The organism is Pseudomonas bubulae (assembly GCF_037023725.1).
In the GTDB taxonomy this organism is placed as follows: Bacteria; Pseudomonadota; Gammaproteobacteria; order Pseudomonadales; family Pseudomonadaceae; genus Aquipseudomonas; species Aquipseudomonas bubulae.
The window spans coordinates 752,974-778,413 of sequence record NZ_CP146077.1; the positions used below are offsets into that span (position 1 = coordinate 752,974).

The window sequence follows — 25,440 nt, forward strand, 5'->3', positions numbered from 1 at the left end:
ATTCAAGTCAGGACACTCAGCCCAGAGGCATTTATGAGTAACAACCTCGACCAGCTCACCGATTGGTTGAAAGACCACAAGATCACAGAAGTCGAATGCATGATCGCCGACCTTACCGGGATTACTCGCGGCAAGATCTCGCCGACCAACAAGTTCATTGCCGAAAAGGGCATGCGCCTGCCCGAGAGCGTATTGCTGCAAACCGTAACGGGCGACTATGTCGAAGACGACATCTATTACGAACTCCTCGATCCGGCCGACATCGACATGGTCTGCCGTCCCGATCAGAACGCAGTCTTTGTGGTGCCGTGGGCAATTGAGCCAACTGCTCAGGTGATTCACGATACCTACGACAAGCAGGGCAACCCGATCGAGCTGTCGCCGCGCAACGTGCTTAAAAAGGTGCTCAAACTCTACGCCGACCATGGCTGGCAGCCGATCGTGGCGCCGGAGATGGAGTTTTACCTGACCAAGCGCAGTGACGACCCGGATTACCCGTTGCAGCCGCCTGTGGGCCGCTCCGGCCGCCCGGAAACCGGTCGTCAGTCCTTCTCCATTGAAGCGGCCAACGAATTCGACCCGTTGTTCGAAGACGTATACGACTGGTGCGAACTGCAAAAGCTGGATCTGGACACGTTGATCCACGAAGACGGCACGGCGCAGATGGAAATCAACTTCCGTCACGGCGACGCACTGTCCCTGGCCGACCAGATTCTGGTGTTCAAGCGCACCATGCGCGAAGCCGCGCTCAAGCACGATGTCGCCGCCACGTTCATGGCCAAACCGATGACCGGCGAGCCTGGCAGTGCCATGCATTTGCACCAGAGCATCATCGATATCAACACCGGCAAAAACATCTTCTCCAATGAAGATGGAACCATGAGCGACCTGTTCCTGAACCACATCGGCGGGCTGCAGAAGTTCATTCCAGAACTGTTGCCGCTGTTTGCTCCGAATGTGAACTCGTTCCGCCGTTTCTTGCCTGATACCTCGGCACCGGTAAACGTGGAGTGGGGCGAGGAGAACCGTACCGTGGGTTTGCGCGTACCGGATGCCGGGCCGCAGAACCGTCGTGTCGAAAACCGCCTGCCGGGCGCCGATGCCAACCCGTACCTGGCTATTGCCGCCAGCCTGCTGTGTGGCTACATCGGCATGGTCGAAGGCATCAACCCGAGTGCGCCGGTAGTGGGCCGTGGGTACGAGCGCCGCAACCTGCGCTTGCCGTTGACCATTGAAGACGCCCTGGAGCGTATGGAAAACAGCAAGACGGTCGAGAAGTATCTGGGCACCAAGTTCATCACCGGCTACGTGGCAGTCAAACGTGCCGAACATGAAAACTTCAAGCGCGTCATCAGTTCGTGGGAGCGGGAATTCCTGCTGTTCGCCGTCTGACACGCTGGAGGGGCGAGCCAGGAAGGCGCCGCCCCTCCTCTACTGACTAAAGGAGAGCCGTATGACCAACAAGAACCCGCAAACCCTCGAATGGCAACAACTGAGCAACGATCACCACCTGGCACCGTTCAGTGACTTCAAACAGTTGAAAGAAGTCGGCCCACGCATCATCACTCACGCCAAGGGCGTGTACCTGTGGGACAGCGAAGGCCACAAGATTCTCGACGGCATGGCCGGCCTGTGGTGTGTTGCCATCGGCTATGGCCGTGACGAGCTGGCTGAAGCGGCCAGCAAGCAAATGCGTGAACTGCCGTACTACAACCTGTTTTTCATGACCGCCCACCCGCCGGTCCTTGAACTGTCCAAAGCCATCGCCGAGATCGCACCTGAAGGCATGAACCATGTGTTCTTCACCGGCTCAGGCTCTGAGGGCAACGACACCATGCTGCGCATGGTTCGCCATTACTGGGCGATCAAGGGCCAGCCGAATAAAAAGACCATCATCAGCCGCAAAAACGGCTACCACGGTTCTACCGTGGCCGGTGCCAGCCTGGGCGGCATGACCTACATGCACGAACAGGGCGATTTGCCGATTCCGGGCATTACCCACATCCCGCAGCCGTACTGGTTCGGTGAAGGTGGCGATATGTCCCCGGAAGAGTTCGGTATCTGGGCGGCCAATCAGCTCGAAGAAAAAATCCTCGAACTGGGCGTCGACACTGTCGGTGCCTTTATTGCCGAGCCGATCCAGGGCGCGGGCGGTGTGATTGTGCCGCCAGCCACCTACTGGCCACGCATCAAGGAAATCCTGGCCAAGTACGACATCCTGTTCGTGGCCGATGAAGTGATTTGTGGTTTTGGTCGCACCGGCGAGTGGTTCGGCAGTGATTTCTACGACCTCAAGCCGGACATGATGACCATTGCCAAGGGCCTGACCTCGGGCTACATCCCGATGGGCGGCCTGATCGTGCGCGACGAAGTGGTGGCGGTGCTGAATGAGGGCGGCGATTTCAACCACGGCTTCACCTACTCGGGTCACCCGGTAGCCGCCGCCGTGGCACTGGAAAACATCCGCATCCTGCGCGAAGAAAAAATTGTCGAGAAGGTGCATGCCGAAACGGCACCGTATTTGCAAAAGCGTCTGCGTGAACTGAACGATCACCCGTTGGTGGGCGAAGTGCGTGGTGTGGGCATGCTGGGTGCCATTGAGCTGGTACAGGACAAAGCCACACGCAAGCGTTACGAAGGCCGTGGTGTCGGCATGATCTGCCGGCAGTTCTGTTTTGATAACGGTCTGATCATGCGTGCCGTGGGTGACACCATGATCATCTCGCCGCCATTGGTGATCAGCAAGGACGAGATCGACGAGCTGGTGACCAAGGCGCGTAAGTGCCTGGATCTGACCTTGGAAACTTTGCAAGGTTAACTGCTAGGCTTTGAGCGCAGGAGAACTGCTGTTTTAAAGCAGGCAATTGCGCTCAGAGCCTTAAGAATCAAGGCTCTTCCCTTGAAAGCCTGCCCCGGATCTTGCCAGACTAGCCGCCGGCTTTAGTCACCTTGAGATCAGGTCGCTGAATCGGTGGTTTAAAAGAACAATTGGAGCATTACAGATGAAGGCATCAGGTTTTAAAAAAGCTGGCAAGACCCTTCTCGCCCTCTCCTTGATGGGTGTGATGGCCGGGGCAGCTCAAGCAGCAGACAAGGTTCTGCACATCTACAACTGGTCCGATTACATCGCACCGGACACGGTTAAAAAATTCGAAGACCAGACCGGTATCAAGGTGGTCTACGACGTGTTCGACAGCAACGAGACCCTTGAGGCCAAGCTGCTGGCGGGCAAGTCCGGCTACGACATCGTCGTGCCTTCCAACAATTTCCTGGCCAAGCAGATCAAGGCCGGGGTTTACCAGGAGCTGGACAAGTCCAAGCTGCCCAACTGGAAAAACCTCGACCCGGCGTTGCTCAAGGCCGTTGGCGATGCCAGCGACAAAGACAACAAACATGCGTTCCCGTACATGTGGGGCACCATCGGCATCGGCTACAACCCGGAGAAGGTCAAGGCCGCGCTGGGCGTGGACACCATCGATTCCTGGGACGTGCTGTTCAAGCCGGAGAACGCTGCCAAGCTTAAAAGCTGCGGCATAAGCTTCCTCGACTCGCCGACCGAAATGATCCCGGCCGCTCTGCACTACCTGGGCTACCCGACCGATTCGCAAGACAAGAAACAACTGGCTGAAGCCGAAGCGCTGTTCCTGAAGATTCGCCCTTCGGTCGGCTACTTCCATTCCTCCAAGTACATCTCCGACCTGGCCAACGGCAACATCTGCGTGGCCGTGGGTTACTCGGGTGACCTTGAACAGTCCATTTCCCGCGCCAAAGAGGCCGGTGACAAGGTCAAGCTCAAGTACGCGATCCCTAAAGAAGGTGCCGGCAGTTTCTATGACATGGTCGCCATTCCCAAGGATGCCGAGAACGTCGACGCCGCCTATGCCTGGATGAATTATCTGATGCAGCCTGAAGTGATGGCCGAAATCACCAACAGCGTGCGTTTCCCCAACGGTAACAAGGCTGCAACGCCGCTGGTGAATAAAGATATCTCGGGCGACCCGAGCATTTACCCGTCCGATGAAGTGAAGGCCAAGCTCTACGCCATCAGCGATTTGCCGCCGACCACCCTGCGGTTGCTGACGCGCAGCTGGACCAAAATCAAGTCCGGTAAATAACGCCTCGCCCCTTGTAGCCGCTGCCGAAGGCTGCGATTGAGACCGGAGGGCTGAGGCCTTCCGGTTTCACAAAAACCGGCGCAATGGTCGGAAAAACAAGGTGTTAGGGCAATTATTCGCGGAAAACTTTGCTGTGCAGGTTTATCGAGGGTAAGTTGCGCGCCGGTTTTGTCTTTGGCGGTTCGACTGCCGTATGACGCGGGCAACTCAGGCCCAACTATTTAGAGGACCATCACGTGTCTATATCTCTGTTTCGCAAGACCTTGCTGGTCGGAGCTGGTTTGACGCTTGCCGTCAGCGTACAAGCGGCACCCACGGTGCACATTTACAACTGGTCGGACTATATCGCGCCGAACACGCTGGCTGATTTTGAAGCCGCGACCGGCATCAAGCCGATTTATGATGTCTTTGATTCCAACGAAACCCTGGAAGGCAAACTGCTGGCCGGGCGTACCGGTTATGACGTGGTCGTTCCGTCTAACCACTTCCTGGGCAAGCAGATCAAGGCGGGTGCGTTCCAGAAGCTCGACCTTGCGCAGTTGCCGAATTATTCCAACCTCGACCCGGCCCTGCTCAAGCGCCTGCAGGCCAATGACCCGGGCAATCAATATGCCGTGCCTTACCTGTGGGGCACCAACGGCATTGGCTACAACGTCGATAAAGTCAAAGAAGTGCTGGGCGTCGACAGTATCGACTCCTGGGATGCGGTGTTCAAACCCGAGAACATGAAGAAGCTCACCAAGTGCGGCGTGGCTTTCCTGGATTCGGCAGATGAAATGCTGCCTACCGTACTCAACTACCTGGGCCTGGATGCCAACAGCACCAACCCCAAGGACTACAAGAAAGCTGAAGAAGTCCTGATGTCGGTGCGTCCATACGTCACCTACTTCCACTCTTCCAAATACATCTCCGACCTGGCCAACGGCAACATCTGCGTTGCGATTGGTTTTTCCGGTGATGTATTCCAGGCCAAGGCGCGTGCCGAGGATGCAAAAAAAGGCGTGAACATCGCCTATATCGTGCCCAAGGAAGGCGGCGCCCTGTGGTTTGACATGCTGGCCATCCCCAAGGATTCCAGCAACGTCAAGGAGGCCCACACATTCATCAACTACCTGCTCAAGCCTGAAGTGATCGCTCAGGTCAGTGACTATGTCGGTTATGCCAACCCTAACCCGGCGGCCGACAAGGTGATGGATGAGTCCATTCGTACCGACGAAGCGGTTTACCCAACCCAGGCGGTGCTGGACAAGACATACGTCTCAACCGAGCTGCCCCCGAAAATACAGCGTCTGATGACGCGTACGTGGACCAAGGTCAAGACGGGCAAGTAATCTCGCCAGACCACCTATCCAAGGCCCGGCCATCAAGGCCGGGCTGCTAAATTTGTTGGGAGTTACGTAATGGCTGTTGCCTCCGGCGCCTATAAGAAAGCCCTCGAGGGCGACCAGACACCTAAGCAGGTGCTGGTCAAAATCGACCGGGTCACGAAGAAATTCGACGAGACGATTGCCGTGGACGATGTGTCCCTGGAAATCAACAAGGGCGAAATCTTCGCCCTGCTCGGCGGATCGGGATCGGGCAAATCCACTTTGCTGCGCATGCTCGCCGGTTTCGAGCGCCCAACAGAGGGTCGTATCTTCCTTGACGGTGTTGATATCACCGACCTGCCGCCCTATGAGCGGCCGATCAATATGATGTTCCAGTCCTATGCCCTGTTCCCGCATATGACCGTGGCGCAGAACATCGCCTTCGGCCTCAAGCAGGACAAGATGTCGACCGCCGAGATCGATGCCCGCGTGGGCGAGATGCTCAAGCTGGTCCACATGAGCCAGTACGCCAAGCGCAAGCCGCATCAGCTTTCCGGTGGCCAGCGCCAGCGTGTTGCCCTGGCCCGTTCGCTGGCCAAGCGCCCGAAGTTGCTGCTGCTGGATGAGCCAATGGGCGCGCTGGACAAAAAACTGCGTTCGCAGATGCAGCTCGAACTGGTGGAAATCATCGAGCGCGTGGGCGTGACCTGCGTGATGGTGACCCACGACCAGGAAGAGGCCATGACCATGGCCCAGCGTATTGCGATCATGCATTTGGGCTGGATTGCCCAGATCGGCAGCCCGATCGACATTTACGAAACCCCGGTCAGCCGCCTGGTGTGCGAATTTATCGGCAACGTCAACCTGTTCGACGGTGAAGTGGTCGATGACGCTGAAGGCTATGCGCGGATCAAGTGCCCGGAGCTGGAGAACGACATTTACGTCGGTCACGGCGTGAGCACCTCGGTGGAAGACAAGCACACCACCTACGCGATTCGCCCGGAAAAAATGCTCGTCACCACCGAAAAGCCGACCTGCGAATACAACTGGTCGCGCGGTAAGGTGCATGACATCGCTTACCTGGGCGGGCACTCGGTGTTCTACGTCGAGCTGCCGAGCGGCAAGCTGGTGCAGTCGTTTGTGGCCAACGCCGAACGCCGTGGCGCCCGCCCGACCTGGGACGACGAAGTCTACGTGTGGTGGGAAGACGACAGCGGCGTGGTATTGCGCTCATGAACATGCGAAAACTCAAACGCCGACTGCAACGAATAACCCCCGGTGGCCGCCATATGGTCATCGGGATTCCATTCCTGTGGCTGTTTTTGTTCTTCATGCTGCCGTTCTTCATCGTCCTGAAGATCAGCTTTGCCGAAGCGGACGTCGCGATTCCGCCGTATACCGAGATCTATAGCTACGTTGACCAGAAAATCCAGGTACTGCTGAACCTGGGCAACTACGCCATGCTCGGCGACGATGAACTGTATATCGCCGCGTATCTGGGCTCCCTGAAGATGGCTTTCTTCAGCACCCTGCTGTGCCTGCTGATCGGTTATCCGATGGCCTATGCCATCGCCAATGCCCGTAAAGAGATGCAGACCGTGCTGGTACTGCTGATCATGATGCCGACCTGGACCGCGATCCTGATCCGCGTCTACGCGTGGATGGGCATTCTCAGCAACAACGGCCTGCTCAATGGCTTCTTGATGTCGATGGGCTGGATCAGTGAACCCCTGCAGATCCTCAACACCAATATCGCGGTGTATATCGGCATTGTGTATTCGTACCTGCCATTCATGATCCTGCCGCTGTATGCCAACCTGGTGAAACACGACACCAGCTTGCTGGAAGCCGCGTCAGACCTGGGGTCGAGCACCTTCAACAGCTTCTGGAAGATCACCGTGCCGCTGTCCAAAAACGGCATTATCGCCGGCTGCATGCTGGTGTTTATCCCGGTGGTGGGCGAGTTCGTGATCCCGGAACTGCTGGGCGGCCCGGAAACCCTGATGATCGGTAAAGTGCTGTGGCAAGAGTTCTTCAATAACCGTGACTGGCCGGTGGCGTCTGCGCTTGCCGTGGTCATGCTGGCGATCCTGATCGTGCCCATCATTCTGTTCAACCGCAGCCAGGCTAAAGAGCTGGAGGGCAAGATATGAATCGCTTCCGTTTTTCTAGCTTTATGTTGGTCGCGGGGTTGTTGTTCATCTACCTGCCGATGCTGATTCTGGTGATCTACTCGTTCAACGCCTCCAAGCTGGTGACGGTGTGGGGCGGCTGGTCGTTGAAGTGGTACGTGGGCCTGCTGGACAACACGCAACTGATGGGTTCGGTGATGCGCTCGCTGGAAATCGCCCTGTACACGGCGATTGCAGCGGTGGCACTGGGTACGTTGGCGGCATTTGTGCTGACGCGTATCAGCCGCTTCAAGGGTCGCACGCTGTTTGGCGGCCTGGTGACGGCGCCGCTGGTCATGCCAGAGGTGATTACCGGTCTGTCGCTGTTGCTGCTGTTCGTGGCGATGGCGCAGATGATTGGCTGGCCGCAAGAACGTGGCCTGGTGACCATCTGGATCGCGCACACGACGTTCTGCTCGGCCTATGTGGCGGTGGTGGTGTCGTCGCGCTTGCGTGAGCTGGATCTGTCGATCGAAGAAGCGGCCATGGACCTGGGTGCCAAGCCGTGGAAGGTATTCTTTTTGATCACCATTCCCATGATTGCGCCCTCCCTGGCGGCCGGCGCAATGATGTCCTTTGCCCTGTCGCTGGACGACCTGGTACTGGCCAGCTTTGTGTCGGGGCCGGGGTCGACGACCTTGCCGATGGAAGTGTTTTCGGCGGTGCGCCTGGGGGTCAAACCTGAGATCAACGCCGTGGCCAGCCTGATTTTGCTGGCAGTGTCACTGGTGACCTTTATGGTGTGGTTCTTCAGCCGCCGCGCTGAAGAGCACCGCAAAAAGGCGATTCAGCAGGCTATCGATGAGTCTGCGGCGGAATCGTGGAAGCAGCCGGACGTGCGTCGTCCGCAGTCGACCAGCGCGGTTTAAGACAGCGTCATAAAAAACCTCGCCCCCTGTGACAGGGAGGCGAGGTTTTTTTTTGCCTGAGATCAAGAGCCCCTCACCCCAGCCCTCTCCCGGAGGGAGAGGGAGCCGATCTTCAGTGAGGCGTACATCTGCTTTTGCTTTTAGTCCCCTCTCCCATTGGGAGAGAGTCAGGGTGAGGGTTTTTTTGATCTTCCTATGGCTTGGCCACCTTCCACGCCCCGTCCATTTTACCGTCACCGGTCATGTCACCGGCTTTCTTGTCCATCACGAAGGTGTACAGCGGTTTGCCGTCATAGGCCCATTGCATGTGGCCGTCATCGCGTTTGATGGCCGTCCATTTGCCCATGTCCATGGCTGTGCTCTCGGCTGCCAGCGGCGGCCAGTTGGCGGCGCACTTGTCATTGCACATCGATTTGCCGCCCGCATCCTTGGCGAAGGTGTAGAGGGTCATGCCTTTGTGGTCAACCAGCATGCCGTCCTTGGTCATCGCCGGTTCAGCCGCATACGCCAACCCGGGCAAGGTGAAGACTACGGCCAGCAGCAATGTTTTTAGGGAAAACGAGCTAGATGTCATTGGAATCGTCCTTTTTGTGGTTGTACGATTTGAGACTAAAGCGTAGTTCACTAACCGTTAGCGCGCGCCCATCCCCAAAGCTGTCACACGACTGCAATAATTGCGTTATCTAATGCGCCACAAGACAGTTTAATGACGAGAGGATTACGGCATGGTTGGCAGGAGCATTTTGATCGTTGATGACGAGGCGCCGATCCGCGAGATGATCGCCGTGGCCCTGGAAATGGCGGGCTACGATTGCCTTGAAGCCGATAATGCCCAGGATGCCCATGCCATTATCGTGGACCGTAAACCGGACCTGATCCTGCTCGACTGGATGCTGCCCGGCGGCACGTCGGGCATTGAGCTGGCCCGACGCCTCAAGCGCGAAGAGCTGACCAGCGGTATTCCCATCATCATGCTCACGGCCAAGGGTGAAGAGGACAACAAGATCCAGGGCCTGGAAGTGGGCGCGGATGACTACATCACCAAACCATTCTCCCCCCGTGAGCTGGTCGCCCGCCTCAAGGCTGTGCTGCGCCGCGCCGGCCCGGCCGATGCCGAATCGCCCATCGAGATTGGCGGTCTGCTGCTCGACCCCATCAGCCACCGCGTGACCATCGACGGCACCCCTGCCGAAATGGGCCCCACTGAATACCGCCTGCTGCAATTTTTCATGACCCACCAGGAGCGCGCCTACACCCGGGGCCAGTTGCTGGACCAGGTCTGGGGCGGCAACGTGTATGTGGAGGAGCGCACTGTGGACGTGCATATCCGCCGCTTGCGCAAAGCGCTCGGTGAGGCTTACGAAAATCTGGTACAAACCGTGCGTGGTACCGGTTACCGGTTTTCCACCAAGGCCTGATACCGGCTCTCACTGATCCAGCGGCAAGCAAGGACTCGCGCGACGTGAATCAAAACTGGCATGGCACTCTGATCCGTCATTTGTTGCTTTTGGTCACTGGCTGCCTGCTGGTCGGGCTGATCAGTGGCTATTACGGCTGGAGCCTGGCCATTGGCCTGGCGTTCTATCTGGGCTGGACCCTCAAGCAGTTGCTGCGCCTGCACGAGTGGCTGCGCCAGCACAAACCCGACGAAGCACCGCCCGATGGCTACGGTTTGTGGGGCGAGGTGTTCGACAGCATCTACCACCTGCAGCGCCGTGACCAGCGCGTACGCGGGCGACTGCAAGCGGTGATCGATCGCGTGCAAGAGTCTACGGCGGCGCTCAAGGACGCGGTGATCATGCTAGACAGTGACGGCAACCTGGAGTGGTGGAACCTCGCCGCAGAGACCCTGCTGGGTCTCAAGACGCCACAGGACAGCGGCCAGCCAGTGACCAACCTGGTACGCCACCCGCGCTTCAAGGAATACTTCGAGCAAGGTAATTATGGCGAACCGCTGGATATCCCCTCGCCGGTCAACGATCACTTGCGCATCCAGCTCTATATCACCCGCTACGGCAACAACGAACACCTGATGCTGGTGCGCGACGTGACGCGCATTCATCAACTGGAGCAGATGCGCAAAGACTTTATCGCCAACGTGTCCCATGAACTGCGTACGCCGTTGACGGTGATCTGTGGCTATCTTGAAACCCTGCTCGATAACGTCGACGACGTAAACCCGCGATGGAAGCGCCCCCTGTCGCAAATGCAGCAACAGGGTGAACGCATGCAGACCCTGCTCAACGACCTGCTGTTGCTGGCCAAGCTGGAGGCCACGGACTACCCCTCGGATAACCAGCCGGTGGCCATCGACAGCTTGCTGCGTTCGATCAAGAGCGACGCCCAGGCGTTGTCCGGTCAGCGCAACCAGACGATCACCCTGGACGTGGAAGCCGATTGCGCGCTCAAGGGCAGCGAAGCCGAATTGCGCAGCGCGTTCTCCAACCTGGTGTTCAACGCCGTCAAATACACCCCCGATGGCGGCAGCGTACGCATTCGCTGGTGGGCAGACAGCGCGGGCGCCCACTTGAGCGTGCAGGACTCGGGCGTGGGTATCGACAACAAGCATTTGCCGCGCCTTACGGAACGCTTCTACCGTGTCGACTCCAGCCGCAACGCCAGCACCGGCGGCACCGGGCTGGGCCTGGCGATCGTCAAGCATGTGTTGCTGCGCCACCGCGCGCGCCTGGAGATCAGCAGCGTATTGGGACACGGCAGCACCTTCACCTGCCATTTCGCACCGGGCCAGGTGACAAAACCCCAGCCAAAGACACTTATTGACTAGGCCCTGTAGCCCTTTCCCACTAGGCAAGGGCTACATCAGCCGTTACATTGTTTGGCCATACCTCCCTATCTGTAACGACGGAACCCGTAAAACTCCATCATGGACCCTTCCCCTGGCTTGACCCTCGCGACACTCTTCGCCGACTTCGGCATGATTCTTTTTGCTTTGATCCTGGTTTTGCTCAACGGTTTTTTCGTTGCGGCCGAATTTGCCATGGTCAAATTGCGCTCCACCCGGGTTGAGGCGATAGCCGAAGACAACGGCTGGCGCGGGCAGATCCTGCGCACCGTGCATAACCAGCTCGACGCCTACCTGTCTGCCTGCCAGCTGGGTATCACCCTGGCCTCGCTGGGCCTGGGCTGGGTCGGCGAGCCGGCGTTCGCCCATATCCTGGAGCCGCTGCTGGGCGCCATCGGCGTCTCGTCGCCTGAAGTGATCAAGGGCGTATCGTTCTTTACCGCCTTCTTTATCATTTCCTACCTGCACATCGTGGTCGGTGAGCTGGCGCCCAAGTCCTGGGCCATCCGCAAGCCAGAGACCCTGTCGCTGTGGACCGCCGTGCCGCTGTACCTGTTCTACTGGGCCATGTACCCGGCGATTTACCTGCTCAACGCCAGTGCCAACGCGATTTTGCGTATTGCCGGCCAGGGTGAGCCCGGTGCCCATCACGATCACGCTTACAGCCGTGAAGAACTCAAGCTGATCCTGCACTCCAGCCGTGGCCAGGATCCGAGCGACCAGGGCATGCGCGTGCTGGCTTCTGCCGTGGAAATGGGCGAGCTGGAAGTGGTCGACTGGGCCAACTCCCGCGAAGACCTGGTGACCCTGGATTCCAAGGCGCCGCTCAAGGACATCCTGGCGCTGTTCCGTCGCCACAAATTCAGCCGCTACCCGGTCTATGATGCCGACACCAACACCTTCGTCGGTTTGCTGCACATCAAGGATCTGCTGCTGGAACTGGCCGACCTGGACCACTTGCCCGAAACCTTCAACCTTGAAGAACTGACCCGACCGCTGGAGCGGGTGTCGCGGCATATGCCGCTGAGTCAGTTGCTTGAGCAGTTCCGCAAGGGCGGCGCGCACTTTGCCCTGGTTGAAGAAGCTGACGGCAAGGTGGTGGGCTACCTGACCATGGAGGACGTGCTGGAAGTGCTGGTAGGTGATATCCAGGACGAACACCGCAAGGCCGAGCGCGGCATTCTGTCGTATCAGCCTGGCAAGCTGCTGGTGCGCGGCGACACGCCGTTGTTCAAGATTGAACGCTTGCTGGGTGTGGACCTTGACCACGTTGAAGCCGAAACCGTCGCGGGCCTGATCTACGACACCCTCAAGCGGGTTCCGGCCGAAGAAGAACAACTGGAAGTCGAAGGCCTGCGCATCATCATCAAAAAGATGAAAGGTCCGAAAATCGTCCTGGCCAAAGTCCTCAAGCTGGATTAAATCCCGCTCTTTGTAGCAGCTGCCTCGTTCCTTCGGCAGATGCTGCAAGGATTTATGCAACTCTCCCTTCTGTAAGAACTTTTGCCAGCGAAAGCTGGCTGAAAGCTTCCCTCTCTAGCATCGAGTCATTACCGGCAACAGACCGGTTGGCCTGCCACGCGTACAACCCGCGGTCAGCGCCTTACTACAACAATAAGGGTGACTTTCATGCTGACCTTCCTTGGCTTTGCCATGGTCATTACATTCATGTACCTGATCATGACCAAGCGTCTTTCCGCCCTGATCGCCCTGATTCTGGTGCCCATCCTGTTTGCCGTTTTCGGCGGTTTTGCCCCGAAAATCGGCCCGATGATGCTCGAAGGCATCACCAAGCTGGCCCCTACCGGGGTGATGCTGATGTTCGCCATCCTCTACTTTGCCCTGATGATCGACTCCGGTCTGTTTGACCCGGCAGTGCGCAAGATCCTCAAGCTGGTCAAGGGTGATCCGCTGAAAATCTCGGTGGGCACGGCGGTGCTGGCGCTGGTGGTGTCCCTGGATGGCGACGGCGCGACCACCTACATGATTTGCGTAGCGGCCATGCTGCCGCTCTACAGCCGTATCGGGATGAGCCCGCGGATCATGGCCGGCCTGATCATCCTGGCCGGCGGCGTGATGAACATGACGCCCTGGGGCGGCCCGACAGCACGGGCGGCCAGTGCGCTGCACGTCGATCCTTCGGATATTTTTGTACCGATGATCCCGGCAATGCTCGCCGGCTGCGCAGCGATCCTGGTCATCGCCTGGTTCTACGGCAAGCGCGAGCGTGCGCGTCTGGGCGAATTGCACCTGCACGGCGATGAAGTCGACCACAGCGAAATCAGCGTGTCGCAGTATCCGGATGCACGTCGACCTAAACTGATCTGGTTCAACGGTGCATTGACCCTGGCGCTGATGATCGCGCTGATTGCCGGCCTGCTGCCTCTGCCCGTGTTGTTTATGGTCGCGTTCAGTATCGCGATGATCGTCAACTATCCTTGCCTGCAACAGCAAAAAGACCGCGTAGCGGCCCATGCTGGCAGTGTCCTGGCAGTGGTTGGGCTGATTTTTGCCGCGGGTATCTTCACTGGCATCCTGTCGGGCACCGGGATGGTCGATGCCATGTCCAAAAGCCTGTTGGCCGTGATTCCGCCTGCGCTCGGGCCGTATCTGGCGGTGATCACCGCGCTGGTGAGCATGCCCTTCACCTTCTTCATGTCCAACGATGCGTTCTACTACGGGGTACTGCCTGTATTGGCCGAAGCGGCCAGCCACTACGGCATCACTGCCGCCGAAATGGCCCGTGCCTCAATTGTCGGCCAGCCAGTGCATTTGCTCAGCCCACTGGTGCCCTCGACCTACCTGCTGGTAGCCCTGGCCGGTATCGAGTTTGGCGATCACCAGCGTTTCACCCTCAAGTGGGCGATTCTGGTGTGCCTGTGCATCATGGTCGCCGCGCTGCTGCTGGGCACATTCCCGCTGTTCAGTACGCTGTAACACAGCAATCGCGTAGCAGCTGCCGAGGAACGAAGGCTGCGTTCGAGCGCGAAGCGGTCGTAAAGTCTGAGCCTATGGTGTGCCTGACACACCGCAATCGCCGATTTTACGACTGCTGCGCAGCCGGACGCAGCCTTCGTTCCTCGGCAGCTGCTACGAGGTATTAATCTTTCAACCCTGCCCCTGCTATGCGATGCTGGCGCTCTGCTCAATTGCCGACTACATCTTAAGAAACATCTGTAGGAGCGGCCCGCAGCTATCTGATCCTTAGACACATCTACCACAGGGAGCCAGCATGCTGACCCTGCTCAATCTGCTTTCCGCCGTGGCCTTGCTCATCTGGGGCACGCATATCGTCCGAACCGGCATCTTGCGGGTCTACGGTACCAACCTGCGCCATGTCATCGGGCAAAACGTCTCCAGGCGCATGTTTGCCTTTGTCGCGGGGATCGTGGTTACCGCCATGGTGCAAAGCAGCAACGCCACGGCCATGCTGGTCACCTCCTTTGTCGGCCAGGGGCTGATGGCGCTCACTCCCGCGCTGGCCACCATGCTCGGTGCCGATGTCGGTACGGCCTTGATGGCGCGGGTGCTGACCTTCGACCTGTCGTGGCTGTCGCCGCTGTTGATTTTTCTGGGTGTGATTTTCTTTTTGACCCGCAAGCAAACCCGTGCCGGGCAACTGGGGCGGGTGGGCATTGGCCTGGGCTTGATCATCCTGGCGTTGCAATTGATTGTCGAAGCCGCCACACCCATCACCCATGCTCAGGGTGTGAAGGTGATTTTTGCTTCGTTGACCGGCGATATTCTGCTCGATGCCCTGGTTGGCGCCCTGTTCGCCATGGTGTCTTACTCAAGCCTGGCAGCCGTGCTGCTGACCGCCACATTGGCGGGCGCGGGGGTTATCAGCCTGCATGTGGCCATCGGCCTGGTGATTGGCGCCAATATCGGCAGCGGCATACTGGCGTTTCTCAGTACCAATATGCAGAACGCAGCGGGCCGGCAGGTGGCATTGGGCAGCCTGCTGTACAAGCTGATCGGCCTGTTGTTGATCATGCCCGTGCTCGACCCGCTGGTGGCCTGGATGGACAGCCTGAGCTATAGCGCCCAGGAGTTGGTGATCGGCTTCCATCTGCTCTACAACACCGCCCGCTGTTTCTTGATGTTGCCGACAGTAGGCCTGATGGCGCGCATTTGCGCCTGGCTGCTGCCTGAGCGCGAGCAAACCAACGGTGTCGCCAAACCGCGCCACCTGGACCCCGCCGCCCTCGATACACCGAGCCTGGCGCTAGCCAATGCGGTGCGCGAAACCCTGCGTATTGGCGACCTGATCGACACCATGTTGGTCAATATGCTCGACGTTCTACGCGGCAAGCAAACGGCTATCACCGCGGAAATGCGCACGTTGAGCGATGAAGTCGAAGTGCTCTACAGCGCGGTAAAACTCTATCTGGCACAAATGCCTCGGGAGGATTTAAGCGAGCAGGACAGTCGGCGCTGGGCTGAAATCATCGAACTGGCGATCAACCTCAAACTTGCCAGTGATGTAATCGAACGCATGCTGCGCAAAGTCCAGCAGCAGAAAACCTCCCAGCGCCGGTCATTTTCAGAAACAGGGCTGGAGGAGCTGGTGGGCCTGCAAACCCAGTTAATCGATAATTTGCGTCTTGGGCTGACGGTGTTTCTCAATTCCGACCCGCAGAACGCCCGCCAACTGCTGCGTGAAAAACGCCGCTTTCGCGCCCAGGAGCGGCGTTTGGCCCACGCTCACGTAAGTCGCTTGCAGCGTAAAGTCACACAAAGTATCGAGACCAGTTCTATGCATCTGGAGCTGATCGCGGACATGAAACGCCTTAACTCGTTGTTTTGCGGCAGCGCCTACGTGGTGCTGGAGACCTCTGAAACCGGGGCCCTGGAGTTGGATGACGCAGCCGACACGCAACATTCGCCTTGAACGTTGTACGTCGGGCTGTTGTCAGCCGTTATGCAGCGACTAAGCTGCACGGGCTCAAGGATTCGAGAATTCAGGGATTTTTTATGCGTTGCCTGCTGTTTATCTGCTTGCTGCTTGGCGCTGCCCAAGGCTTTGCCCTGGATCGCTACAGCGTTGAGGGCTATCAACTGCCCAATGGTCTGCAACTGATCCTCAAACCCAACAACGATCGCGATCATGTGGCTATTCGGCTGGTGGTGGGGGTGGGTATGGATGACTTTTCCTGCGCCGATCAGCAATTGCCCCATCTGCTGGAACATTTGCTCTTCAGCGGCATCGACGACACCGGTGAAGGGGGGCTGGAGGAGCGCATGCAAGCGCTGGGGGGCGAATGGAACGCTTTTACCAGCAGCGCCGATACCACCTTTGTGATCGAGGCCCCGGCAAAAAATCAGCGCAAGATTCTCGACCTGCTGCTGGGGTTGCTGACCCGCACACAGCTGACCGAGCAGCGTATCAGCGACGCCAAGCAGGTGGTCGAGCGCGAAGACGGCGGCCATTATTCGCACTTGCAGCGCTGGCTGGACCGTCAGGACCTGGGCCACAGCGCCAGCAACCAGTTGGCTGTCGAATTGGGCCTGAAATGCGCCGAGCGGGCCGAAGTGCATGACCTTACCCGCCAGCAGCTAGAGGCTGTACGCCAGAAGTGGTACGCGCCCAACAACATGACGCTGATTATCGTCGGCGACCTTGACCGTTTCTTGCCAGCTTATCTCGAGCGAGCCTACGGTGCCCTCGAGCCGGTTGACCCCAGCGAGCACCGTCCCCTGGCCGCCATCGATGCCAAGGCCGACGCAGAGCGCGAGCTGGTGCGCGGTGTGGTGGGCGATACGGCAACCCTGCACTGGTTGCTGCCCGAACCGGTTATCGAAGGGCAATCCGATGAAACCTGGACCCTGCTGCGCGATTATCTGGAGTGGGCGCTGTACAGCGAACTGCGGCTCAAGCACGGCTTGTCTTACGGCCCCTGGGCTGAGCGGGAGGTGTTTGGCGGCGTGAGTTTTCTGAGTCTGAATGCGGATCTTGAACGCGAGAACGTGCCCAGGGCCCGTGAGGTGATGCAGCAACTCACGTCACGGCTGCTCAAGGACGGGCTGGATCCGCAGGTGTTTGCCCGACTCAAGCAAACGGCCATTTCCCGTCAGGCGTGGACGGTGCAAGGCAGCAGTGCGCTGGCTGATTACTACTGGGCCTCGCTGGGAGACTACGATGAAGGCCGTTTTGCCGACCCTGCCCGGCAGTTGCAGGCCATTAACCTGGAGCAGGCAAATGCCGCACTGCGCGAGTTATTTGCCGAGCCCGGGTACATTCGCATCGAAAAGCCGCTATTCAGCTATCACGGCTTGAGCATGGCCATTTTGGGCGGGTTGCTGCTGTTGATCAGCGCCGCGGTGGGTTGGCGCCTTTGGCGCCGGCGTTAAGGCTTGATTGCCGGAGTCGCAAACGTTTTGATACCGTAAAATCATTGCCTATTCGCGGCTGGTTGATCCAGCCGCCAGCGTGCGGAGTATTCATCGTGAGTGATCGTTCCAATCCTTGGCAATTGCAGGCCATCGTCTGCCAACTGCGCGCGGCGCGAAACCAGTGGCGTACGCAAAACGGCCGCGTCAGTGGCGAACAGGGCGGTCGCGAGCTGCCGTCGCGTGCTGCAATGGCCGATATTCTTGAAGCTCTTTGCGGTGCTTTGTTTCCGATGCGTTTGGGCCCGGTGGACCTGCGTGAAGAGAGCGAAGATTTCTACGTGGGCCACACCCTGGACGTAGCCCTCAATGCGTTGCTGACCCAGGCCCGGCTGGAGTTGCGTTATGTCGCGCGTCAGGGCGGGTTGCCGGATGAGGGAGTGGATGCGACGGCGACCTTGCTGATTCAGGACTTTGCCCTGGCATTGCCGGGTTTGCGCAGCATTCTCGATACTGACGTACTGGCCGCTTACCACGGTGACCCGGCGGCGCGCTGCGTCGATGAAGTGCTGCTGTGCTACCCGGGAATTCTGGCGGTGATTCATCACCGGTTGGCGCACCACCTGTACCGTGCCGGGCTACCGTTGCTGGCGCGGATCAGCGCAGAAATCGCCCATTCGGCCACGGGGATCGACATTCACCCCGGCGCGCAGATTGGCCGCAGTTTCTTTATCGATCACGGCACGGGTGTGGTGATTGGTGAAACTGCGATTATTGGCGAGCGTGTGCGGATTTATCAGGCTGTGACGTTGGGTGCCAAGCGGTTCCCGGCGGATGAGTCGGGACAGCTGCAAAAAGGCCATCCACGTCATCCGATCGTTGAGGATGATGTGGTGATTTATGCGGGAGCGACGATTTTGGGGCGTATCACCATTGGTCAGGGTTCGACCATTGGTGGCAACGTATGGTTGACCCGCAGCGTACCGGCAGGCAGCAACCTGACCCAGGCTAACCTGCTGCATGATGACGGGACGCAGAAGTAATACGGTTTAAGCCTCTTGCCCTCACCCCAGCCCTCTCCCGGGGGGAGAGGGAGCCGATGTGTGGTGACATCCCCCAATCAGTCCCCTCTCCCTCCGGGAGAGGGGCTCTTGATCTAGCGGGCGCTACGTACACCTTCAGCCAGCGCTGCACACAAACTCAGCACACCATCCACCGCCTGTTCAGGCGTCGCTGCATTCTCGATCTTGTCGATCAGGGCCGAGCCCACCACCACGCCATCGGCCAGGCGGGCAATTGCCGCAGCCTGTTCAGGGGTACGGATACCAAAGCCCACGCTGATCGGCAAATCAGTATGCCGACGCAGACGCGCGATAGCCGCGCCCACCTGTTCCGTGGTGGCCGAACCGGCACCGGTCACGCCCGCCACCGAAACGTAATACACAAAGCCCGAACTGCCAGCCAATACGGTCGGCAGGCGCACGTCGTCTGTGGTTGGCGTGGTCAGGCGGATAAAGTCCAGGCCTGCAGCCTGCGCCGGGTCGCACAGCTCGCTGTTGTGCTCGGGTGGCATGTCGACCACGATCAGGCCGTCTACGCCCGACTCTTTGGCTTCGGCGATAAAACGCGCCACGCCATAGTGGTGGATCGGGTTGAAATAGCCCATCAGCACCAGCGGAGTGTCGTTGTTACCGGTACGAAATTCACGAACCATCTGCAGGGTTTTTGCCAGGTTCTGCTTGGCACCCAACGCACGGATGTTGGCCAGTTGAATCGCCGGGCCGTCGGCCATCGGATCGGTGAAGGGCATGCCCAGTTCGATCACATCGGCGCCTGCTGCCGGCAAGCCTTTGAGGATGGCCAGCGAGGTGTCGTAATCCGGGTCACCGGCGGTGACAAAGGTCACCAGCGCCGCGCGGTTTTGTTCCTTGAGAGCGGTAAAGCGCGTTTGCAGGCGGCTCATCAGTGTTGCTCCTGTTGAGACTGTTCCATGTGGTGCATCACGGTTTGCATGTCTTTGTCGCCGCGACCCGAAAGGTTGACCACCATCAGGTGATCGGCCGGCAGCGTCGGTGCGCGCTTGAACACTTCGGCCAGCGCGTGGGCGCTTTCCAGGGCCGGGATGATGCCTTCAAGGCGGCAGCATTTGTGGAAGGCATCCAGCGCCTCAGCGTCGGTCACCGAGGTGTACTGGACACGACCGATATCGTGCAACCAGGCGTGTTCAGGGCCGATGCCCGGGTAGTCCAGGCCTGCGGAAATCGAATGGGCGTCGATGATCTGGCCATCGTCGTCCTGCAACAGGAAGGTGCGGTTGCCGTGCAACACGCCCGGCTCACCGCCATTGAGGCTGGCCGCGTGCTTGCCGGTTTCGATACCGTAGCCGGCGGCTTCTACGCCGATGATTTCAACGCTGGTGTCATCCAGGAACGGGTGGAACAGGCCCATGGCGTTGGAGCCACCGCCGATGCATGCCACCAGGCTGTCCGGCAGGCGGCCTTCCTGTGCTTGCATCTGGTCGCGGGTTTCCTTGCCGATCACGGCCTGGAAGTCGCGCACCATCGCCGGGTAAGGATGCGGGCCAGCCACGGTGCCGATCAGGTAAAAGGTGCTGTCAACGTTGGTCACCCAGTCACGCAAGGCTTCGTTCATTGCATCTTTGAGGGTGCCAGTGCCGGCCACCACCGGGATCACTTCGGCGCCCAGCAGCTTCATGCGGAACACGTTGGCCTGCTGGCGCTCGATGTCGGTGGTGCCCATGTAGATCACGCACTGCAGGCCAAAGCGCGCAGCCACGGTGGCAGTGGCCACGCCGTGCATGCCGGCGCCGGTCTCGGCGATGATGCGTTTTTTGCCCATGCGCCGTGCCAGCAGGATCTGGCCGATGCAGTTGTTGATCTTGTGGGCGCCGGTGTGGTTCAGCTCTTCGCGCTTGAGGTAGATCTTGGCGCCGCCACAGAACTCGGTCAGCCGCTCGGCGAAGTACAGCGGGCTTGGGCGGCCCACGTAGTCGCGTTGGAAGTAGGCCAGCTCCTTGATGAACTCAGGGTCTTTTTTCGCCAGCTCGTACTCGCGATCCAGGTCAAGGATCAGCGGCATCAGGGTTTCAGCCACATAACGGCCGCCAAATGAGCCAAACAGGCCATTGGCATCAGGGCCGGTACGCAAAGTGGATTGAGTCATGTGACGCTCCAGATAAAAAATGGCGAAGGTCTATGGGCCTGACTGTACCCGTGACAGCCCGGGATGAAAACCGATAAGATCGCCGTAACCTGTCAGGAAAACTCACAGATACCATGAGCCGCGATCTCCCCCCTCTTAATGCCCTGCGTGCCTTTGAAGCCACCGCCCGCCTGAGCAGCGTCAGCCAGGCGGCTGAGCAGCTACACGTCACCCACGGTGCCGTCAGTCGGCAATTGAAAGTGCTGGAAGAGCACCTGGGGGTGAGCCTGTTCGTCAAGGAAGGGCGCGGGCTAAAGCTGACCGAAGCCGGTATCCGCTTGCGGGATGCCAGTAGCGAAGCCTTTGAGCGCTTGAGAAATGTATGCGCTGAACTCACGCAAAGCCAGGTTGACGCTCCGTTCGTGCTCGGCTGTTCAGGCAGTTTGCTGGCGCGCTGGTTTATTCCGCGCCTGGGCCGATTGAATGCCGACTTGCCTGACTTGCGCCTGCACCTGTCGGCCGGTGAAGGCGATCTGGACCCGCGTCGCCCCGGGCTGGATGCATTGCTGGTGTTTGCCGAGCCACCCTGGCCAGCAGACATGCAGGTTTACGAATTAGCCAGCGAGCGCATTGGCCCGGTGGTCAGTCCCCGTTATGCGCGGTACGAACAACTGCGCCATGCCCCGGCCAGCGCCTTGCTCGACGAACCGTTGCTGCACACCACTTCGCGGCCGCAGGCATGGCCGAGCTGGGCGCAAAAAAACGCAATTGAGACGAAGGATTTAAAATACGGGCAGGGGTTTGAGCACTTGTATTACTTGCTGGAAGCCGCCGTTGCGGGGCTGGGTGTGGCGATTGCTCCCGAGCCGCTGGTGGCCCAGGACCTGCAAGCAGGACGGCTGGCTGCGCCCTGGGGCTTCAATGAAACCCCGGGGCAACTGACGTTATGGTTGCCCAAGCGCGCCGCAGACGGACGCGCCAGGCAACTTGCGCAATGGCTCAAGGCAGAGCTTGCGCGCAGCGCAGATTAATTGCCGCGCTTGCACAACAGGAAGGCTGCCAGCAGACCCAGTGCGCCGATGGCAACGCCAGCGGTGGCATACGGATGCTCTTGGGCGTATTCACGGGTAGCGATCGCGGTTTCGCGGGTTTTGTCCTTCACTTCTTCCAGCGCATCGCTGAGCAGATGACGTGAATGCTTCAGCGCGTTCTCGGCGTTGTTCTTGAGAATGCCAAGGGTCTTTTTGGACTCGTCCGAAGCGTCGTGCTTGAGGCTTTCAAGAGACTTGAGCAGGCTCTCGATCTCTGCTTCCATGCTTTGCAATGAGGCTTTACGTAAAGAGTTGCTAGCCATTAGGGCTCTCCTGCATTGATGAGTGAGGTGCTTGTTAAGTCGGACTACAGGGGCGTGAGAAAGTGCAGTTAACCTGAACTTTTCCTTTTAGATTGCCTACAAAGTATTTAGCACATTCGCTGCTAGGCTTTGATTTACGACAAAGGAGAACGTTATGTCTGACCATCACACCTACAAGAAAGTCGAATTGGTAGGCTCGTCCCCGACCAGCATAGAAGACGCCATCGGTAATGCACTGGCCGAAGCCAACAAAAGCATCAAGCACCTTGAATGGTTCGAGGTGATCGACACCCGCGGCCATATCAAGGACGGCAAGGTGGCGCACTATCAGGTAACGCTCAAAATCGGCTTCAGGATTGCCAGCAGTTGATTTGAGGCAAGGTTTTGCCCCGTGGACTGGCCGTTTGCCATAAAGTCCGCTACACAGTCTGGGTGCAATGCGGCATGTTCGCATTGCACCCTTTTTGTTTTGACCGGGGAATGTGACCGATGAAAAAGCTTTTATTGGCTGTAGGTTTGCTGAGTCTGGCAGGAACGGCGTTCGCGGCGGGCAAGCCGTGCGAAGAACTGAAAAGCGAAATCGCGGCGAAGATTGAAGCTAACGGCGCCAGACATTATTCGCTGACGGTTGTGGAAAAAGGTGCTGCCGCTGACGGCAAGGTAGTGGGCTCTTGCGAAGCCGGCACCAAAGAAATTGTCTATAAGCGCGGGTAAGTCCAGCTCAGTAGTAGATCTTGTGGGAGCGGGCTTGCTCGCGATGTGCACGCTGCGGTGTTTCAGATCAATCGCGTCGATACCATCGCGAGCAAGCCCGCTCCCACACTTCCCTTTGCGTCAGGCCCCTTTCATCACCTGCGACAGCAATTCATACGAGTGAATGCGGTCTGCGTGTTCGTACAGATCACAGGTAAAAATCAACTCATCGGCCTGGGTCTGCTCGACCAGCACGTCCAGCTTGGCCTTGATCTTCTGCGGGCTGCCGACCATCGCCAGGCCCAGGAAACTCATCACCGTCTCTTTTTCGTGGGGCAGCCACAAACCGTCCATCGTCGCCACCGGCGCGCGCTGCACCAGACTCTGCCCGCGCATCAGCGCCAGGATTCGCTGGTACACCGAGGTGGCCAGGTACTCGGCCTGCTCGTCGGTATCAGCAGCCACCAGCGGCACGCCCAACATCACGTAGGGCTTGTCCAGCACGGCAGAAGGCTTGAAGTGGTTGCGATAAACGCGAATCGCTTCATGCATCAACCGTGGTGCGAAATGTGATGCAAAGGCGTAAGGCAAACCCAGTTCACCGGCCAATTGTGCACTGAACAGACTGGAGCCCAGCAGCCAGACCGGCACATTGGTGCCAGTGCCCGGCATGGCAATGATCCGTTGGTCGGGAGTACGTGGGCCCAGATAGCGCATCAGCTCGGCCACATCCTGCGGGAAATCATCGGCACTGCCCGAACGCTCACGACGCAGGGCGCGGGCGGTCATCTGATCCGAGCCGGGCGCGCGGCCAAGGCCCAGGTCAATGCGTCCCGGGTACAGGCTTTCGAGGGTGCCGAACTGCTCGGCGATAACCAGCGGCGCATGGTTGGGCAGCATCACGCCGCCCGAGCCGACACGGATGGTTGACGTACCGCCGGCGAGATAACCGATCAACACCGAGGTCGCCGAACTGGCAATCCCATCCATGTTGTGGTGTTCCGCTACCCAGAAACGGTTGTAGCCGAATTTTTCCACATGCTGTGCCAGATCCAGCGAATTACGCAACGACTGGGCTGCACTGCCGTTTTCGCGGACAGGGACCAGGTCGAGGGTCGAGAATTTGATGTCAGACAGTCGTTTCATCAGCCGGCTACTCCAGGTGGGATGCAGGTCAGGGTGCTCGCATAACCTGCCAGTACTTACAGCAATATGGGCATATACCCGAGTTTCAATGGTCGACTGGGAATTGAGCTACTAAAAATGAAGATTGGTCCGACAGGGTGAACTTTGTGGGGCGAACTACCCTCACTAGTTCATTCAAGGCGTGAAACCTTCGCGCCGTTCTTCAGGAGGCACGCATGAGTATTAAAAAGAAAGCATCGGCTCATTGGGCAGGCGACCTTAAAACCGGCATTGGCTCCATCTCCACAGAAACCGGAGTGCTGCGCGAAGCGCCTTATGGCTTCAAGGCGAGGTTCGAAGGCGGTAAGGGCACCAACCCCGAAGAGCTGATCGGCGCAGCCCATGCAGGCTGTTTCTCGATGGCCTTGTCGATGATTCTCGGTGATGCCGGCCTCAAGGCCGACAGTATCGATACCACTGCTGAAGTAACCCTGGATCAAGTGGACGGCGGTTTTGCAATTACGGCCGTGCATCTGGTGCTCAAGGCCAAGGTGCCCGGCGCCACCCAGGCGCAATTCGACGAACTGACCACCAAAGCCAAAGAGGGCTGCCCGGTGTCCAAGGTACTGAACGCCAAAATCACCCTCGACGCGACGCTGGTGAGCTGACACCACCTGTGTGCCCCGCTAACCGCTAGCGGGGCACAATCGATACCCGGCTGCGACAGATCAGTCCTGCGCTGTGCGATATGTGATCGAATGGTCGTTACTCGCGTCAGATCATGACTTTGCGTTCTGCCTCAAGGGAGTCTCACCATGAAACGTTTTGCTCTAGCTGTAGTTTGCTGCGCCTTGGCCACCTCGGCTCTGGCGGCGCCCAAGCCGTGCGAAGAACTGAAAGCCGAAATCGAAGCCAAGATCCAGGCGAACAATGTGTCGTCCTACACCCTCGAAATCGTGAGCAATGAAGAAGTTCATGACGAGAACATGGTGGTTGGTTCGTGTGAAAGCGGCACCAAGAAAATCATCTACCAGAACAACGACCGTCAGCCTTCAAGGTAAGCAGTTGACCAGCCGCTCCTCGGCGACCACCTTGCCCGTTGCGTCGTACAGCCGGGCGTAGGCGTTGAAGCCCAGTGAGCGGGCCTGTAGCCGGTAACGCTGGCCGGGCTGGAAGTTGTCGTAATCGACGGTGACGTAACACAGGCGCTCCTGTGGGTCACTGAACATACCCATGCCGCCGACAAACACCTCGAAATCGAAGCGCACCATCAACTCGTGGCTACCTGGCGTTACTTGAAAATAGCGGCCATCGGCCTGTCGCTTGTTATCCAGACGCTCGGCCATTACCAGCTTGCCGGTTTGGGTTTCAAGGTCGACCCAGGCCATGGCGGGATCAGCCGGGGGGATTGGCGTGCTGGTACAGGCGCTGAGCAGACAAGCAGCCAGCAACCACAAAAGCGTGCGCATGATGATGTCCAAAAAAAGTGTTACGCAAGCATAGCGTGCATT

Annotated in this window: 25 protein-coding genes; 19 read left to right on the forward strand and 6 right to left on the reverse strand. The window is 58.7% G+C overall.

What is annotated here, in order from left to right:
- Window positions 1-33 precede the first annotated feature (33 nt).
- From V6L81_RS03430 to V6L81_RS03460, 7 genes are all read left to right on the forward strand, one after another.
- Window positions 34-1,392 carry a glutamine synthetase family protein gene (locus V6L81_RS03430; protein WP_094999614.1) on the forward strand — a complete coding sequence of 453 codons (1,359 nt, stop codon included), beginning with the start codon at window positions 34-36 and terminating at the stop codon, window positions 1,390-1,392.
- A gap of 61 nt (window positions 1,393-1,453) precedes the next feature.
- Complete coding sequence (locus V6L81_RS03435) at window positions 1,454-2,818, forward strand: aspartate aminotransferase family protein (protein WP_094999615.1); 1,365 nt, start codon at window positions 1,454-1,456, stop codon at window positions 2,816-2,818.
- A gap of 184 nt (window positions 2,819-3,002) precedes the next feature.
- Window positions 3,003-4,115 (forward strand): polyamine ABC transporter substrate-binding protein, encoded by a 1,113-nt coding sequence (locus V6L81_RS03440; protein WP_095017910.1) that lies wholly within the window; start codon window positions 3,003-3,005, stop codon window positions 4,113-4,115.
- A gap of 236 nt (window positions 4,116-4,351) precedes the next feature.
- The gene (locus V6L81_RS03445; RefSeq protein ID WP_094999617.1) at window positions 4,352-5,446 is read left to right on the forward strand and encodes a polyamine ABC transporter substrate-binding protein; all 1,095 of its coding nucleotides are present in this window, start codon (window positions 4,352-4,354) and stop codon (window positions 5,444-5,446) included.
- A gap of 69 nt (window positions 5,447-5,515) precedes the next feature.
- Window positions 5,516-6,658 carry an ABC transporter ATP-binding protein gene (locus tag V6L81_RS03450; RefSeq protein ID WP_094999618.1) on the forward strand — a complete coding sequence of 381 codons (1,143 nt, stop codon included), beginning with the start codon at window positions 5,516-5,518 and terminating at the stop codon, window positions 6,656-6,658.
- Window positions 6,655-7,575, forward strand: a complete 921-nt coding sequence (locus V6L81_RS03455) for an ABC transporter permease subunit (protein WP_029611643.1) — start codon at window positions 6,655-6,657, stop codon at window positions 7,573-7,575. Before V6L81_RS03450 ends, V6L81_RS03455 begins: the two co-directional genes overlap by 4 nt.
- Window positions 7,572-8,462: an ABC transporter permease subunit gene (locus V6L81_RS03460; RefSeq protein ID WP_016782811.1), complete on the forward strand. Its 891-nt coding sequence runs from the start codon at window positions 7,572-7,574 to the stop codon at window positions 8,460-8,462. Before V6L81_RS03455 ends, V6L81_RS03460 begins: the two co-directional genes overlap by 4 nt.
- Before the next feature lie 193 nt (window positions 8,463-8,655).
- On the opposite strand, the gene V6L81_RS03465 is transcribed toward V6L81_RS03460, so the two are convergent.
- The gene (locus V6L81_RS03465) at window positions 8,656-9,036 is read right to left on the reverse strand and encodes a hypothetical protein (RefSeq protein WP_338660479.1); all 381 of its coding nucleotides are present in this window, start codon (window positions 9,034-9,036) and stop codon (window positions 8,656-8,658) included.
- A gap of 151 nt (window positions 9,037-9,187) precedes the next feature.
- On the opposite strand from V6L81_RS03465, the gene phoB reads away from it, so the two are divergent.
- The 7 genes from phoB to epsC all read left to right on the forward strand — a co-directional run bounded on the left by phoB (window position 9,188) and on the right by epsC (window position 18,638).
- Entirely contained in the window at window positions 9,188-9,880 is a 693-nt protein-coding gene (gene phoB / locus V6L81_RS03470; protein ID WP_138738414.1) for a phosphate regulon transcriptional regulator PhoB, read from the forward strand.
- A 44-nt stretch (window positions 9,881-9,924) separates the two neighbouring features.
- Complete coding sequence (phoR, locus tag V6L81_RS03475; RefSeq protein ID WP_094999622.1) at window positions 9,925-11,247, forward strand: phosphate regulon sensor histidine kinase PhoR; 1,323 nt, start codon at window positions 9,925-9,927, stop codon at window positions 11,245-11,247.
- 99 nt (window positions 11,248-11,346) lie between these two features.
- On the forward strand, window positions 11,347-12,687 hold the full coding sequence (locus V6L81_RS03480; RefSeq protein ID WP_094999623.1) for a hemolysin family protein: 1,341 nt from the start codon (window positions 11,347-11,349) through the stop codon (window positions 12,685-12,687).
- Window positions 12,688-12,894: 207 nt separating this feature from the next.
- Entirely contained in the window at window positions 12,895-14,202 is a 1,308-nt protein-coding gene (locus V6L81_RS03485; protein WP_094999624.1) for a CitMHS family transporter, read from the forward strand.
- A 295-nt stretch (window positions 14,203-14,497) separates the two neighbouring features.
- Window positions 14,498-16,156, forward strand: a complete 1,659-nt coding sequence (locus V6L81_RS03490) for a Na/Pi cotransporter family protein (protein WP_094999625.1) — start codon at window positions 14,498-14,500, stop codon at window positions 16,154-16,156.
- Between the two features lie 83 nt (window positions 16,157-16,239).
- Window positions 16,240-17,616 carry a pitrilysin family protein gene (locus V6L81_RS03495; protein WP_095020610.1) on the forward strand — a complete coding sequence of 459 codons (1,377 nt, stop codon included), beginning with the start codon at window positions 16,240-16,242 and terminating at the stop codon, window positions 17,614-17,616.
- Window positions 17,617-17,711: 95 nt separating this feature from the next.
- Complete coding sequence (gene epsC / locus V6L81_RS03500; protein ID WP_338660480.1) at window positions 17,712-18,638, forward strand: serine O-acetyltransferase EpsC; 927 nt, start codon at window positions 17,712-17,714, stop codon at window positions 18,636-18,638.
- Between the two features lie 113 nt (window positions 18,639-18,751).
- Here epsC and trpA read toward each other — a convergent pair whose 3' ends face one another.
- Both trpA and trpB read right to left on the reverse strand, forming a co-directional pair.
- Window positions 18,752-19,558 carry a tryptophan synthase subunit alpha gene (gene trpA, locus V6L81_RS03505; RefSeq protein ID WP_095038471.1) on the reverse strand — a complete coding sequence of 269 codons (807 nt, stop codon included), beginning with the start codon at window positions 19,556-19,558 and terminating at the stop codon, window positions 18,752-18,754.
- Complete coding sequence (gene trpB, locus V6L81_RS03510) at window positions 19,558-20,778, reverse strand: tryptophan synthase subunit beta (RefSeq protein WP_095020612.1); 1,221 nt, start codon at window positions 20,776-20,778, stop codon at window positions 19,558-19,560. The genes trpA and trpB overlap by 1 nt, the downstream gene beginning before the upstream one ends.
- A gap of 113 nt (window positions 20,779-20,891) precedes the next feature.
- Between trpB and V6L81_RS03515 the strand changes: the two genes are divergently transcribed.
- A complete protein-coding gene (locus tag V6L81_RS03515; protein WP_095038472.1) occupies window positions 20,892-21,788 on the forward strand; it encodes a LysR family transcriptional regulator in 897 nt (298 codons plus the stop codon).
- Here V6L81_RS03515 and V6L81_RS03520 read toward each other — a convergent pair.
- Window positions 21,785-22,111 (reverse strand): YqjD family protein, encoded by a 327-nt coding sequence (locus V6L81_RS03520; protein WP_016782799.1) that lies wholly within the window; start codon window positions 22,109-22,111, stop codon window positions 21,785-21,787. The genes V6L81_RS03515 and V6L81_RS03520 overlap by 4 nt on opposite strands.
- A 154-nt stretch (window positions 22,112-22,265) precedes the next feature.
- Between V6L81_RS03520 and V6L81_RS03525 the strand changes: the two genes are divergently transcribed.
- Both V6L81_RS03525 and V6L81_RS03530 read left to right on the forward strand, forming a co-directional pair.
- Window positions 22,266-22,481, forward strand: coding sequence for a dodecin (locus V6L81_RS03525; protein WP_094999631.1), 216 nt, complete (start codon window positions 22,266-22,268; stop codon window positions 22,479-22,481).
- Between the two features lie 119 nt (window positions 22,482-22,600).
- The gene (locus tag V6L81_RS03530) at window positions 22,601-22,825 is read left to right on the forward strand and encodes a DUF1161 domain-containing protein (protein WP_094999632.1); all 225 of its coding nucleotides are present in this window, start codon (window positions 22,601-22,603) and stop codon (window positions 22,823-22,825) included.
- Window positions 22,826-22,945: 120 nt separating this feature from the next.
- On the opposite strand, the gene V6L81_RS03535 is transcribed toward V6L81_RS03530, so the two are convergent.
- Window positions 22,946-23,950, reverse strand: coding sequence for an LLM class flavin-dependent oxidoreductase (locus V6L81_RS03535; RefSeq protein ID WP_338660481.1), 1,005 nt, complete (start codon window positions 23,948-23,950; stop codon window positions 22,946-22,948).
- Between the two features lie 215 nt (window positions 23,951-24,165).
- Between V6L81_RS03535 and V6L81_RS03540 the strand changes: the two genes are divergently transcribed.
- On the forward strand, window positions 24,166-24,597 hold the full coding sequence (locus V6L81_RS03540) for an OsmC family protein (protein WP_094999634.1): 432 nt from the start codon (window positions 24,166-24,168) through the stop codon (window positions 24,595-24,597).
- A gap of 147 nt (window positions 24,598-24,744) precedes the next feature.
- Window positions 24,745-24,990, forward strand: coding sequence for a DUF1161 domain-containing protein (locus tag V6L81_RS03545; RefSeq protein ID WP_094999635.1), 246 nt, complete (start codon window positions 24,745-24,747; stop codon window positions 24,988-24,990).
- On the opposite strand, the gene V6L81_RS03550 is transcribed toward V6L81_RS03545, so the two are convergent.
- Window positions 24,982-25,398 carry a hypothetical protein gene (locus tag V6L81_RS03550; protein WP_094999636.1) on the reverse strand — a complete coding sequence of 139 codons (417 nt, stop codon included), beginning with the start codon at window positions 25,396-25,398 and terminating at the stop codon, window positions 24,982-24,984. The genes V6L81_RS03545 and V6L81_RS03550 overlap by 9 nt on opposite strands.
- Between the last annotated feature and the right edge of the window lie 42 nt (window positions 25,399-25,440).